This is a genomic window from Variovorax boronicumulans (assembly GCF_009811375.1).
GTDB lineage: Bacteria > Pseudomonadota > Gammaproteobacteria > Burkholderiales > Burkholderiaceae_C > Variovorax > Variovorax boronicumulans.
Genome location: NZ_BKDH01000001.1, coordinates 1,858,057 through 1,869,831 on the forward strand (window position 1 = coordinate 1,858,057; position 11,775 = coordinate 1,869,831).

An 11,775-nucleotide genomic window follows, 5' to 3' on the forward strand; every position below is an offset into this window, starting at 1 on the left:
TGCCCCCTTGGCCGGGGCGTGAATCATTTCGACGGCGGATGGGAAACAAGCGTGAAGTGACCCCCGCCGCGCCTTTTAGAATGCCCGCAATGTCTTATCTCGTGCTCGCTCGCAAGTTCCGTCCGAAAACCTTCGGTGAGATGGTCGGTCAGGGGCATGTGGTCCAGGCGCTGGAAAACGCGCTGACCACGCAGCGCCTGCACCATGCCTATCTGTTCACCGGCACGCGAGGCGTGGGCAAGACCACGGTGTCGCGCATCCTGGCCAAGTCGCTCAACTGCCAGGGCCCGGACGGGCAGGGCGGCATCACGGCCACGCCCTGCGGTGTGTGCCAGGCCTGCCGCGACATCGACTCGGGCCGCTTCGTCGACTACACCGAGCTCGACGCGGCCTCCAACCGCGGCGTCGACGAAGTGCAGTCGCTGCTCGAACAAGCGGTCTACAAGCCGGTGCAAGGGCGCTTCAAGGTCTTCATGATCGACGAAGTGCACATGCTCACGAACACCGCGTTCAACGCGATGCTCAAGACGCTCGAGGAGCCGCCCGAGTACCTCAAGTTCGTGCTGGCCACGACCGATCCGCAGAAGGTGCCGGTCACGGTGCTGTCGCGCTGCCTGCAGTTCAACCTGCGGCCGATGGCGCCCGAGACGGTGCTCGAACACCTCACCAGCGTGCTGCAGACCGAGCAGGTGCCGGCCGAGCCCCAGGCGCTGCGTCTGCTGGCGCGCGCCGCGCGCGGCTCGATGCGCGACGCGCTCTCGCTCACCGACCAGGCCATCGCCTTTGGCAACGGCGAGTTGCTCGAGACCGGCGTGCGCCAGATGCTCGGCAGCGTCGATCGCGGCCATGTGTTCCGCCTCATCGAGGCGCTGGCACAAGGCGACGGCAAGACCGTGGTCGACACCTCCGAGGCGCTGCGCCGCGACGGCATGTCCGCCGCGTCCACGCTCGAAGAGATGACGGCGGTGCTGCAGGCCATGGCCGTGCTGCAGGCCGTGCCTTCGCGCGCCGAATCGGCCGATGCGGCCACCGACCCCGATGCGGCCGACACGGCGCGCCTGGCGTCGCTGATGCCCGCCGACGAGACGCAGCTGCTGTACAGCCTGTGCCTGCACGGGCGCGGCGAGCTGGGCCTGGCGCCCGACGAGTACGCGGCGCTGACCATGGTGCTGTTGCGGCTGCTGGCCTTCAAGCCCTCCCACGCGGCCGCCTCGACGGCCTCCACGGAAAAAAAAACTCTGAATGACCCCGGTGGCGCCGCGCCGCGGGCTCCCGCGCGCGAAGCCGCTCCGGTTTCCCGGCCTTCGGTGCCCGATCCGGCACCCGCCGCCGCGCCTTCGCAACCGCCCGCACAACCGGCGCCGGCCGGCCAGCGGCTCGCGGTGGTCGATGCCCCGCAGCGCCAGCCCATGCCCCGGCCTGCCCCGCAGGAGGCGTCCGACGCCACCGCAGCCCATGTCGTCGGCGTGCCGATCCGCGTGCAACCGCCGCCCGGCCAGCGCGACGTGCCGCGCGAAGAAGAACAGCGCAGCACCTACACCCCGATCCCGCCGAGCGAAGAGGGCGACTTCTGGCATGCCACGGTCATGCAGCTCGTTGCCGCCGAAAGCGTGGCGGCACTGGCGCGCGAGCTCGCGCTGCAGTCGCAGCTGGTGGCGCGCGACACCGACCAGTGGATGCTGCGCATCGAGCGCGAAACCCTCAACCAGCCGTCCAGCCGCGAGAAGCTCACGGCAGCGCTGCAGGGCCTCGGCCACAATGTGAGGCTGGCCATCGAGATCGGCGGCGTGGTCGACAGCCCGGCGCGCCGCAACAAGCAGGCCGCCGACGAGCGCCAGCGGGTGGCCGAGGAAGCCATCCGCAGCGACCCCGAGGTGCAGATGCTGATGCGCGACTTCGATGCGAAGATTGTTCCCGGATCGCTGAAGCCCCTCTGAAGCCGGCGCCGCAGTCGCCGCATTTTTCGACCCGTATTCTTTCCATCACCAACCCATCACAGACAGGACCAACGATGTTCAACAAAGGACAACTGGCCGGCCTCATGAAGCAGGCGCAGGCAATGCAGGACAACCTCAAGAAGGCCCAGGAAGAACTGGCGCACATCGAGGTCGAAGGCGAGTCGGGCGCCGGTCTCGTCAAGGTCGTCATGACCTGCAAGCACGACGTCAAGCGCATCACCATCGACCCCAGCCTGCTGGCCGACGACAAGGACATGCTCGAAGACCTCGTGGCTGCCGCCTTCAACGCCGCCGTGCGCAAGGCCGAGGAAACCAGCGAGCAGAAGATGGGCAAGCTGACGGCCGGCATGCCCGGCCTGCCGCCCGGCATGAAGCTCCCGTTCTAAGCGAGGCATGGCAGACGCCAGTTCGCTCGATGCGCTGGTCGATGCGCTGCGCCGGTTGCCCGGTGTCGGCGTCAAGTCGGCCTCGCGCATGGCCTTCCACCTGCTGCAGCACGACCGCGAGGGCGCGCAGTTGCTCGCGCGCGCGTTGCAGCAGGCGGCAGGCCAGGTGCGGCACTGCGAGCTGTGCAACACCTTCACCGAAGCGCCGATCTGCCATGTCTGCATGGACTCGCGGCGCGACGGCACCAAGCTGTGCGTGGTCGAGACGCCGGCCGACCAGGCCGCGCTCGAACGCACGGGCGCCTTTCGCGGCTACTACTTCGTGCTCATGGGCAAGCTCAGCCCGCTCGACGGCATCGGGCCGAAGGACATCGGCCTGCAGAAGCTGTTCGACCGCGCACGCGACGGCACCGTGAGCGAGGTCATCCTCGCAACCAACTTCACCGCCGAAGGCGAGGCCACGGCGCACGTGATCGGCGAGGCGCTCAAGCAGCACGGGCTCACCGTGACGCGCCTGGCGCGCGGCGTGCCGGCCGGCAGCGAGCTCGAGTACGTCGACCTCGGCACGATCGCGCACGCGCTGGTCGATCGCCGCTGACGCGCGGCCTGTGCAAGGCCGCGTTCGTTCTTCCTCCTTGTTGTCGTCACCATGACCTTCTCCCTGCTCACCGTCGCCTACTGGTGCGTGTTCATCGCCTGCGGCCTGCCGTACCTCGCGGCATGGATCGCGAAGGCGGGCAGCTTCGGTGTGCGCGACAACATGCATCCGCGCGACTGGGCCGCCAAGCAAAGCGGCTGGCGCGCGCGCGCCAACAGCGCGCAGGCCAACAGCTTCGAAGGCCTGCCTTTCTTCATTGGCGCGGTGCTCATCGCGCACCAGCTCGGCGTGGCGCAGGCGCGGCTCGACATGCTCGCGGTGGCCTACGTGGTGCTGCGGGTGATCTATCTCGCGCTCTACATCCGCGGCGCGCCGAGCGCGCGCAGCGCGGTCTGGGCACTCGCGTTCCTGGTCAATATCGCGATACTTTTTCTGGCGCGATAGCGCCTTGGCGAAGGCTTCTCCAGGAGGCCTTCGTGCTTACGTGAAAACCCGCACGGGATGACCCCGATGCAGGCCCACAGGGCGCACGCCTAAGCTCGATTCAGTTCACCAGAATCACAGAGCCCGCAGGACCGCGCCATGCTTCATCGCAGAACCCTCATCTCCGCCTCCGCAGTCGCTGCCGCAGCGATTGCATTGCCGCGGGTCTTTGCGCAGCAGGCCAAGCTGGAGAAAACCAAGGTCTCGATCGCGGTGGGCGGCAAGGCGGCGTTCTACTACCTGCCGCTCACCATCTCCGAGCAGCTCGGCTACTTCAAGGCCGAAGGGCTCGAAGTGGAAATCTCCGACTTCGCCGGCGGCGCACGCGCATTGCAAGCGGTGGTGGGTGGCTCGGCCGATGTCTGCTCGGGCGCCTACGAGCACACGATCAACCTGCAGGCCAAGAACCAGTTCTTCCAGGCCTTCGTGCTGCAGGGCCGCGCACCGCAGATCGCGGTGGGCGTGTCGACGAAGAACATGGCGGGCTACACCGGCATCCAGGACCTCAAGGGCAAGAAGATCGGCGTCTCGGCGCCGGGCTCGTCGACCAACATGGTGGCCAACCTCGTGCTCTCGCGCGGCGGCCTCAAGGCCAGCGACGTGAGCTTCATCGGCGTGGGCGTGGCGGCCGGTGCGCTCACCGCGCTGCGCTCGGGCCAGATCGACGCCATCAGCAACACCGACCCGGTGATGACCATGCTGGAGCAGAAGGGCGACGTGAAGATCATCAGCGACACGCGTACGCTCAAGGGCACCGAGCAGGTGTTCGGTGGGCCGATGCCCGCCGCTTGCCTCTACGCGCCGATCGACTTCATCCAGAAGCATCCCAACACCTGCCAGGCGCTGGCCAACGCGATCGTGCGCGGCCTCAAGTGGCTGCAAACGGCGGGGCCGGGCGACATCATCAAGACCGTGCCCGAGACCTACCTGCTGGGCGACCGCGCGCTGTACCTCGCGTCGTTCGACAAGGTGCGCGAGTCCATCGCCACAGACGGCCTCGTGCCCGCCGAAGGGCCGAAGACGGCGCTCAATGCCATCGCGAGTTTCGACACCTCGGTCAAGGCCGACAAGATCGACCTCGCCAGGACCTACACCAACGATTTTGCAAAGCGTGCGAAAGACAGGTTCAAAGCCTGATTGCGAACGTTCAGCAACCCGGCTTCGGCCGGGTTTTTTCTTCCGGAGCGCCATGTCCGACTACGCACTCGAACTTCTTTCCATCCGCTGCACCTTCCTTTCGAAGGACGACCCGGGCCAGCGCTACACGGCGGTGGACGACACCACGCTGCGCATCGGTGCGGGCGAGTTCGTCTCGGTGGTCGGGCCCACGGGCTGCGGCAAGTCGACGCTGCTGAACGTGGGCGCGGGCTTGCTAGAGCCATCGTCGGGCGGGGTGAAGGTCTTCGGCCAGCCGCTCACGGGCGTGAACAAGCGCGCGGGCTACATGTTCCAGACCGAGGCGCTGATGCCGTGGCGCAGCGCCATCGACAACGTGAAGGTGGGGCTGCAGTACCGCGGCGTGCCCGATGCCGAGGCGCATGTGCAGGCCGAGGCCTGGCTCTCGCGCGTGGGCCTCACGGGCTTCGGCGATCGTTACCCGCACCAGCTCTCGGGCGGCATGCGCAAGCGCGTGGCGCTGGCGCAGACGCTGGTGCTCGACCCCGACATCATCCTCATGGACGAGCCCTTCAGCGCGCTCGACGTGCAGACGCGGCAGCTGATGGAGAACGAAGTGCTCGAACTCTGGAGCGCGAAGAAGAAGGCCGTGCTCTTCATCACGCACGACCTCGACGAGGCGATCGCGATGAGCGACCGCGTGGTGGTGCTGTCGGCCGGCCCGGCGACGCGGCCGATCGGCGAGTTCGTGATCGACCTGCCGCGTCCGCGCGACGTGGCCGAGGTGCGCACGCAGCCGCGCTTCGTGGAGCTGCATCGCCAGATCTGGGAGGTGCTGCGCGACGAAGTGCTCAAGGGCTACGCGCAGCAACTGAGGAAGGCCGCATGATGCCGCGCCTCGATGCACGCCATGCGCGCTTCTGGCAGCTCGCGCTGCTGGCCGTGATTCTGGTGCTGTGGCACGTGGCCTCGCGCAACGACCAGATCGCGTTCTTCCTCGGCCAGCCGATCGTGGTGGCGGGGCGCATCTGGAGCTGGTTCCTGCCCTTCGAGGTGCCACCGAACCTGCTGTTTCCCGAAGGCCTGAAGGGCAACGCCGACATCTACCGCCACCTGAGCACGACGCTGCTCGAAACGGTGCTGGCCTTCGGCATCGGCACGGCGCTCGGGCTGGGCTGCGGCCTGTGGCTGGCACTGGCGCCCACGGCGAGCCTGATCCTCGATCCGTACATCAAGGCCGCCAACTCGATGCCGCGCGTGATCCTCGCGCCGATCTTCGCGCTGTGGTTCGGGCTGGGCATCTGGAGCAAGGTGGCGCTGGCCGTCACGCTGGTGTTCTTCATCGTGTTTTTCAACGTCTACCAGGGCGTGCGCGAAGTGAGCCCGGTGGTGCTGGCCAACGCGAAGATGCTGGGCGCCAACCAGCGGCAGTTGCTGCGCACGGTGTACCTGCCCAGCGCCACGAGCTGGGTGTTCTCCAGCCTGCACACCTCCGTGGGCCTGGCCTTCGTCGGCGCTGTGGTGGGGGAGTACCTGGGCTCGGCGCGCGGCGTGGGCTACCTGATCCTGCAGGCCGAGGGCACCTTCGACGTGAACACGGTCTTCGCCGGCATCGTGGTGCTCACGGCTTTCGCGCTGGCGCTCGACGGGCTCGTGGGCCTGATCGAGAAGCGACTCATGAAGTGGCAGCCGCGCAGCGGGGAGACAGAGAAGCTCTGAGCCGCGCGTTCAGCGCGCCCAGTGGCTTCAGTGGGTCTGGCGCGTCTCGGTGTTGACCTGGACCAGCGCGCGTCCCGCGAAGATGCCGCCGGACATCTCGAGCACCAGCCGTTCCTTGTCGCGGCGGCGCAGGTCGTCGATCACCTCGTCAGCCTCCTCGGGCGTGGCGCCCAGCGCGACCACGCCCTGGCGGCCGAAGGCCATGGCCGATTCGAAGGTCTCGCGGATCTGGTAGTCGACGTCGAGCTTCACGAGCTCCACCGCATGTTCCCGGTCGAAGGCGCGCACCATCAGGTGCGCATGCGGGAACTCGGCCTTCACGTGCTCCGCGATGCGCGTGGCCACGGCGCGGTTGTCGATGCACACCATGATCGCGCGGGCGTTGTGCGCGCCCGCCGCATGCAGCACGTCGGCGCGTGCGCCATCGCCGTAATACACCTTGAAGCCGAAGTCGGCGGCGTCGCGGATCACCTGCGTGTCGTTGTCGATGATCGAGATGGACGCGCCGCGCGCCAGCGCGCCCTGGATCGCGATCTGTCCGAAGCGGCCGAAGCCGATCACGAGCACGTTGCCGGCCAGTTCTTCGGCTTTTTCCACGCCCTCCATCGAGGCCTGCGCGGTGGGCGCGAAGCGGCGATGCACCAGCACCACCAGCGGCGTGAGCGCCATCGACAGCACCACCACCGCCGTCATGTTGGCATTGACCGTCGGGCTGATGACCTTGGCGGCGAGCGCCGACGAGAACAGCACGAAGGCGAACTCGCCGCCCTGCGCCATCAGCACGGCGCGGTCGAGCGCATCGGCGGGCGAACTCTTGGCGAGCCGCGCCACGCCGTAGATGCACAGCGCCTTGACCACCATCATCGAGATCACACCCGCGACGATGAGTTGCCAGTTCTGCGCCACCACCGCGAGGTCGAGCGACATGCCCACGCCGATGAAGAACAGGCCCAGCAGCAGCCCGCGGAAGGGTTCGATGTCGGCTTCGAGCTGGTGGCGGAAGGTCGATTCGGAGAGCAGCACGCCGGCCAGGAAAGCGCCCATGGCCATCGACAGGCCGCCGACCTGCATCAGCAGCGCCGCGCCCAGCACCACGAGCAGTGCCGCGGCCGTCATCACCTCGCGCGCCTTGGAGTTGGCGAGCACGCGGAACAGCGGGTTGAGCAGCCAGATGCCGGCCGCCACCAGCGCCGCGAGCGCACCCACGGCAATGCCGATGCCGATCCAGCGCGAAGGTGCAATGGCCTGCTGCGCCGCATCCACCGGTGCGATGAAGGCGACGATGGCCAGCAGCGGCACGATCAGCAGGTCTTCGAAGAGCAGCACGGCGACGATCTTCTGGCCGCGCGGCGCGGCGATGTCGCCACGCTCGCCAAGCAGCTGCATCACGATGGCCGTGGAGGTGAGCACGAAGCCCATCGCACACACGAACGAGACGGCGAGCGGGAAACCGAAGGCCATGCCCACGCCGGTCAGCAGGATGCCGCACACCACCACCTGCAGGCTGCCCAGGCCGAAGATGTCGCGCCGCATGCTCCACAGGTGCGACGGGCGCATCTCGAGCCCGATCACGAAGAGGAACATCACGACACCGAGTTCGGCCGTGTGAAGGATGGTCTGCGGGTCGGAGAAAAGGCCGAAGCCGAAGGGCCCGATGGCCAGGCCCGCCGCCAGGTAGCCGAGCACGGAGCCCAGCCCGAGCCGCTTGAACAGCGGCACGGCCACGACGGCGGCCCCCAACAGCGTGACGACCTTGATGAGATCGCCCGCGCTTCCTTCGACTGCCATGGCCTGTCCTCCTGATGTCGCTTTTTTGGTCCGGGCCCGGCACCGCCCGCCGGCAGGGCAGGGATCAGCGCTTGCGCTTGGACGGCGTGCCGCCGCGCGGCTGGCGCACCACCGCCTGCTTGGCGCTGCTGCTGCCGCGTGCGGCGGCCTTCACCGGCGCGCCGCCGCGCTTGGATGTGACCACCGCCGCGCCCCGGCCACGCGCGGGCGCGGCACCCGAGCCGACACGCGCCGCGGGCGTGGCGCGCACCGGCAGGTACACGACCACGCTGTAGCCGCGCTTGAAGGCGTGGTTGGGGTTGACGTCGTTCCAGTCGGCCACGGCCGCCGGCTTGAGGTTGTAGCGGCGCGCGATGCTCGCCACGTTGTCCGAGCGGCCGGCCTTGACGGTGGTGCGGCGCGTGATGATCTCAGGCTGGAAGCTCAGGTGGCCGCCATCGGCCACGACCGCCGCCACGTCTTCCTTCACGCGCGCGCCGCGCGGCACGATCAGCGTGGAGCCGGCCTTGATGAGCATGCGCGGCGGCACGTTGTTGAGCGCGCGCAGGTCCGACTCGCTCATGCCCGAGCGCTGGGCGGCGTCGGCCACCGTCATGGTGGTGGGTACGACCCAGGCGGTCCAGCTGGCGTACTGGCCCTGCGTGTAGGCGTCGAAGTTGCGCTTGAAGACCGCCGCGTTGTCCCAGGGCAGCAGGATCTCGGAGGTGCCGGCCGCGATCAGCACGGGCTTGTGGGCGGCGGGGTTGAGCGCGCGGAAGTCCTCGATGCGCACGTCGGCCAGCTTGGCCGCCAGTTCCACGTCGAGATCGCGCGTGAGCGGCACGGTCTGGAAGTAGGGGTGGTTGGCGATCAGCGGCAGTTCGGCGTTGAAGGCCTGCGGATTGGCCACGATGTTCTTCACGGCCTGCAGCTTGGGCACGTACAGCCGGGTCTCGGCCGGCATCGACAGGTCGCTGTAGGTGGTGGGCAGGCCCAGGCGCTGGTTCTTGGCGATGGCGCGGCCCACGCTGCCTTCGCCCCAGTTGTAGGCGGCGAGCGCGAGCTGCCAGTCGCCGAACATGCCGTAGAGCTTTTGCAGGTAGTCGAGCGCGGCGCGGGTGGAGGCCACCACGTCGCGGCGGTCGTCGCGGAAGATGTTCTGCTTCAGGTCGAAGTCGGTGCCGGTGGCGGGCATGAACTGCCACATGCCGGCGGCGCGCGCGCTGGACACGGCCTGCGGGTTGAAGGCGCTCTCGATGTACGGCAGCAGCGCCAGCTCGGTCGGCATGTTGCGGCGCTCGAGCTCCTCGACGATGTGGAAGATGTACTTGTTCGAGCGCTCGGTCATGCGCTGGATGTAGTCGGGCCGGCTGGCGTACCACTGCTCGCGGTCGCGCACCAGGTCGCTTTCCAGGTTGGGCATCTTGAAACCGCGGCGGATGCGGTCCCACATGTCGGCCGGCGGGGCCAGCGTGACCACGCTCTGCGAGCGGGCCTGGCCGCTGGTGAGCGGGCTGAGGTTGCTGTCGCGCGGATAGACCGGGGTGGCGCTGCCCGAGGGGCGGGCGCCCGTGCCGCCGGCGGAGGCGCCGGCCTTGGCGGTGGTGGAGGAAGAAGCGCTGTTGTCCGTGCCCGCGCAGCCCGCGAGTACCAGGGAGCCTGCAAGGCAGGTGGCAACGATAAATTTCATCGGAAGTCGTTTTTCCATTGGCGCAGGGCGGCGAACACCTCGGCTTCGGCGGCATCCGCGGAAAGCTCGGCATGGGCCCGCACTGCTCGAAAGACGGTGGCTTCGCGGCTGCGAAGAAAGGGGTTGATCCGGCGTTCGATCGCCAGTTGCGAGGGCAGCGTGGGCTGCCCTTGTGCGCGCAGGCTTTCGCAATGCGCGTTGTAGTGAGTGAGTTCGGCGTTGCCGGGTTCCACGGCGCGGGCGAACTTCAGGTTAGCAAGTGTGTATTCGTGCGCACAGCACACACGCGAGTCGCCGGGCAATGCGGCCAGGGCGTCGAGTGAGGCGAGCATCTGCGCGGGTGTGCCTTCGAACAGGCGGCCACAGCCGCCGGAGAACAGGGTGTCGCCGCAGAACAGCACGGGGGCCTGCGCGGCCGAGGCCGGCAGGAAGTACGCGATGTGCCCGGCCGTGTGGCCCGGCACGTCGATGACCTCGAAGCGCAGGCCCAGGGCCTGCGCGATGTCGCCCTGCACCAACGGCGTGAAGGGCTCGGGGATGCGCTCGCGCGCCGGGCCCCACACCGTCGCGCCCGTGGACGCATGCAGCGCGGCCACGCCGCCCGTGTGATCGGGGTGGTGGTGCGTGACTAGAATCGCGGCCAGCTGCAGCTTGTGGTGCGCCAACGCATCGAACACCGGTTGGGCATCGCCCGGGTCCACCACGATGGCGTGGTGCCCGTCGTGCAGCATCCAGATGTAGTTGTCAGCAAAAGCGGGCAGCGGAACAAGGGTCATGAGCGGTCAAATTATAGGTTTGCAGGATTGGTTCGCGACCCCCCCCGGCCGCTACCTCCTGGCCTGGGAGCAGGCCCAGTTCGACGAGGCGGTGGCCGATGTTTTCGGTTACCACGCCTTGCAGCTCGGGGCCGCCGAGGTCGACGGGCTGCGCGCCAACCGCATGCCGCACCGCTGGCTGGCCCTGACCGACCCGGTGCGGGCCGGCAAGGCGACGCTGGTGACCGATTTCGCCGCCTTGCCGTTCGCGGCCAACAGCCTCGACCTCGTGGTGCTGCCGCACGCCTTGGAACTCAGTCCCGATCCGCACGCCACGCTGCGCGAGGTCGAGCGGGTGCTGGTGCCCGAGGGGCGGGTGGTGATCTGCGGCCTGAACCCGACCAGCCTGTGGGGCCTGCGGCAGCGCCGCGGGCACCTGTACCGCCGGCTGGGCCTGGGCGAGACCTTCCTGCCCGAGGCCGGCGAGTTCATCGGCTACTGGCGCATGCGCGACTGGCTGCGCCTGTTGAGCTTCGAGGTGGAGTCGGGCCGTTTCGGCATCTACCGGCCGGCGGTGCGCAGCGACGCCTGGCTGGAGCGCTCGCGCTGGATGGACGCCGCCGGCGAGCGCTGGTGGCCGATCTTCGGCGCCGCCTACTTCCTGGTGGCGGTGAAGCGCGTGCGCGGCATGCGCCTGCTGAGCGCCGACTGGCGCCGCAGCGGCGCGCGGGCGACGGCGCCGGTGCCCATCGCGGGCAAGGTGCACCGCAGCAAGCAGTGAACGAACGAATCCATGGACGCGGGCGGCATCGCCCGCATGACGCTAGAGAAAAAAGGAACAGTCAGTTTGAACGAAGTCGTGATCTACACCGATGGCGCGTGCAAGGGCAACCCGGGACCGGGCGGCTGGGGCGCGTGGCTCAAGTCGGGCCCCACCGAGAAGGAACTGTTCGGCGGTGAACTCAACACCACCAACAACCGCATGGAACTCACGGCCGTCATCGAAGGGCTGGCCGCGCTCAAGCGGCCGTGCAAGGTGCTGCTGTACCTCGACAGCCAGTACGTGCGCATGGGCATCACCGAGTGGATTCGCGGCTGGAAGGCCAAGGGCTGGCTCACCTCGACCAAGCAGCCCGTGAAGAACGTCGAGCTCTGGCAGAAGCTCGACAAGCTGGTGTCCGAGGGCGGCCACCAGATCGAGTGGCGCTGGGTCAAGGGGCACTCAGGCGATCCGGGCAACGAGCGGGCCGACATGCTGGCCAACAAGGGCGTGGACAAGGCCCTGGGCCGGATCTGACCGTCA

12 protein-coding genes are annotated in these 11,775 nt (G+C 68.3%); 9 read left to right on the plus strand and 3 right to left on the minus strand.

All coding sequences use genetic code 11. The annotated features are described in order from the left end of the window. Positions 1-89 precede the first annotated feature (89 nt). The 7 genes from dnaX to VHAB30_RS08420 all read left to right on the plus strand — a co-directional run bounded on the left by dnaX (position 90) and on the right by VHAB30_RS08420 (position 6,260). Positions 90-1,937 (plus strand): DNA polymerase III subunit gamma/tau, encoded by a 1,848-nt coding sequence (gene dnaX / locus VHAB30_RS08390; protein WP_159276613.1) that lies wholly within the window; start codon positions 90-92, stop codon positions 1,935-1,937. Between the two features lie 74 nt (positions 1,938-2,011). After that, a complete protein-coding gene (locus tag VHAB30_RS08395; RefSeq protein ID WP_007836669.1) occupies positions 2,012-2,344 on the plus strand; it encodes a YbaB/EbfC family nucleoid-associated protein in 333 nt (110 codons plus the stop codon). Positions 2,345-2,351: 7 nt separating this feature from the next. Next, positions 2,352-2,942, plus strand: a complete 591-nt coding sequence (gene recR, locus VHAB30_RS08400; RefSeq protein WP_062473120.1) for a recombination mediator RecR — start codon at positions 2,352-2,354, stop codon at positions 2,940-2,942. A 51-nt stretch (positions 2,943-2,993) separates the two neighbouring features. Further along, positions 2,994-3,386, plus strand: a complete 393-nt coding sequence (locus VHAB30_RS08405) for an MAPEG family protein (protein WP_062473118.1) — start codon at positions 2,994-2,996, stop codon at positions 3,384-3,386. Positions 3,387-3,524: 138 nt separating this feature from the next. After that, on the plus strand, positions 3,525-4,562 hold the full coding sequence (locus VHAB30_RS08410; RefSeq protein WP_062473116.1) for an ABC transporter substrate-binding protein: 1,038 nt from the start codon (positions 3,525-3,527) through the stop codon (positions 4,560-4,562). A gap of 52 nt (positions 4,563-4,614) precedes the next feature. Continuing rightward, entirely contained in the window at positions 4,615-5,430 is an 816-nt protein-coding gene (locus tag VHAB30_RS08415) for an ABC transporter ATP-binding protein (protein WP_159276614.1), read from the plus strand. Further along, positions 5,427-6,260: an ABC transporter permease gene (locus VHAB30_RS08420; RefSeq protein ID WP_159276616.1), complete on the plus strand. Its 834-nt coding sequence runs from the start codon at positions 5,427-5,429 to the stop codon at positions 6,258-6,260. Before VHAB30_RS08415 ends, VHAB30_RS08420 begins: the two co-directional genes overlap by 4 nt. 27 nt (positions 6,261-6,287) lie before the next feature. Here VHAB30_RS08420 and VHAB30_RS08425 read toward each other — a convergent pair whose 3' ends face one another. From VHAB30_RS08425 to gloB, 3 genes are all read right to left on the minus strand, one after another. Beyond that, on the minus strand, positions 6,288-8,048 hold the full coding sequence (locus VHAB30_RS08425; RefSeq protein ID WP_159276618.1) for a monovalent cation:proton antiporter-2 (CPA2) family protein: 1,761 nt from the start codon (positions 8,046-8,048) through the stop codon (positions 6,288-6,290). Between the two features lie 64 nt (positions 8,049-8,112). Beyond that, entirely contained in the window at positions 8,113-9,717 is a 1,605-nt protein-coding gene (locus VHAB30_RS08430) for a transglycosylase SLT domain-containing protein (protein WP_159276620.1), read from the minus strand. Then, the gene (gene gloB / locus VHAB30_RS08435; protein WP_159276622.1) at positions 9,714-10,493 is read right to left on the minus strand and encodes a hydroxyacylglutathione hydrolase; all 780 of its coding nucleotides are present in this window, start codon (positions 10,491-10,493) and stop codon (positions 9,714-9,716) included. Before gloB ends, VHAB30_RS08430 begins: the two co-directional genes overlap by 4 nt. On the opposite strand from gloB, the gene VHAB30_RS08440 reads away from it, so the two are divergent. Together VHAB30_RS08440 and rnhA are read left to right on the plus strand one after the other, a co-directional pair. Next, on the plus strand, positions 10,492-11,253 hold the full coding sequence (locus VHAB30_RS08440) for a class I SAM-dependent methyltransferase (RefSeq protein WP_223301333.1): 762 nt from the start codon (positions 10,492-10,494) through the stop codon (positions 11,251-11,253). The genes gloB and VHAB30_RS08440 overlap by 2 nt on opposite strands. A 66-nt stretch (positions 11,254-11,319) precedes the next feature. Then, positions 11,320-11,769 (plus strand): ribonuclease HI, encoded by a 450-nt coding sequence (gene rnhA, locus VHAB30_RS08445; protein WP_095745544.1) that lies wholly within the window; start codon positions 11,320-11,322, stop codon positions 11,767-11,769. The last annotated feature ends 6 nt before the right edge of the window (positions 11,770-11,775 follow it).

Excerpts from the sequence above, each read along its gene's own strand:
- gloB (WP_159276622.1), bottom strand. The coding sequence starts at position 10,493 with ATGACCCTTGTTCCGCTGCCCGCTTTTGCTGACAACTACATCTGGATG.
- VHAB30_RS08410 (WP_062473116.1), top strand. The coding sequence starts at position 3,525 with ATGCTTCATCGCAGAACCCTCATCTCCGCCTCCGCAGTCGCTGCCGCA.
- VHAB30_RS08430 (WP_159276620.1), bottom strand. The coding sequence starts at position 9,717 with ATGAAATTTATCGTTGCCACCTGCCTTGCAGGCTCCCTGGTACTCGCG.
- dnaX (WP_159276613.1), top strand. The coding sequence starts at position 90 with ATGTCTTATCTCGTGCTCGCTCGCAAGTTCCGTCCGAAAACCTTCGGT.
- VHAB30_RS08420 (WP_159276616.1), top strand. The coding sequence starts at position 5,427 with ATGATGCCGCGCCTCGATGCACGCCATGCGCGCTTCTGGCAGCTCGCG.
- VHAB30_RS08395 (WP_007836669.1), top strand. The coding sequence starts at position 2,012 with ATGTTCAACAAAGGACAACTGGCCGGCCTCATGAAGCAGGCGCAGGCA.
- VHAB30_RS08405 (WP_062473118.1), top strand. The coding sequence starts at position 2,994 with ATGACCTTCTCCCTGCTCACCGTCGCCTACTGGTGCGTGTTCATCGCC.
- VHAB30_RS08440 (WP_223301333.1), top strand. The coding sequence starts at position 10,492 with ATGAGCGGTCAAATTATAGGTTTGCAGGATTGGTTCGCGACCCCCCCC.
- VHAB30_RS08415 (WP_159276614.1), top strand. The coding sequence starts at position 4,615 with ATGTCCGACTACGCACTCGAACTTCTTTCCATCCGCTGCACCTTCCTT.
- VHAB30_RS08425 (WP_159276618.1), bottom strand. The coding sequence starts at position 8,048 with ATGGCAGTCGAAGGAAGCGCGGGCGATCTCATCAAGGTCGTCACGCTG.
- recR (WP_062473120.1), top strand. The coding sequence starts at position 2,352 with ATGGCAGACGCCAGTTCGCTCGATGCGCTGGTCGATGCGCTGCGCCGG.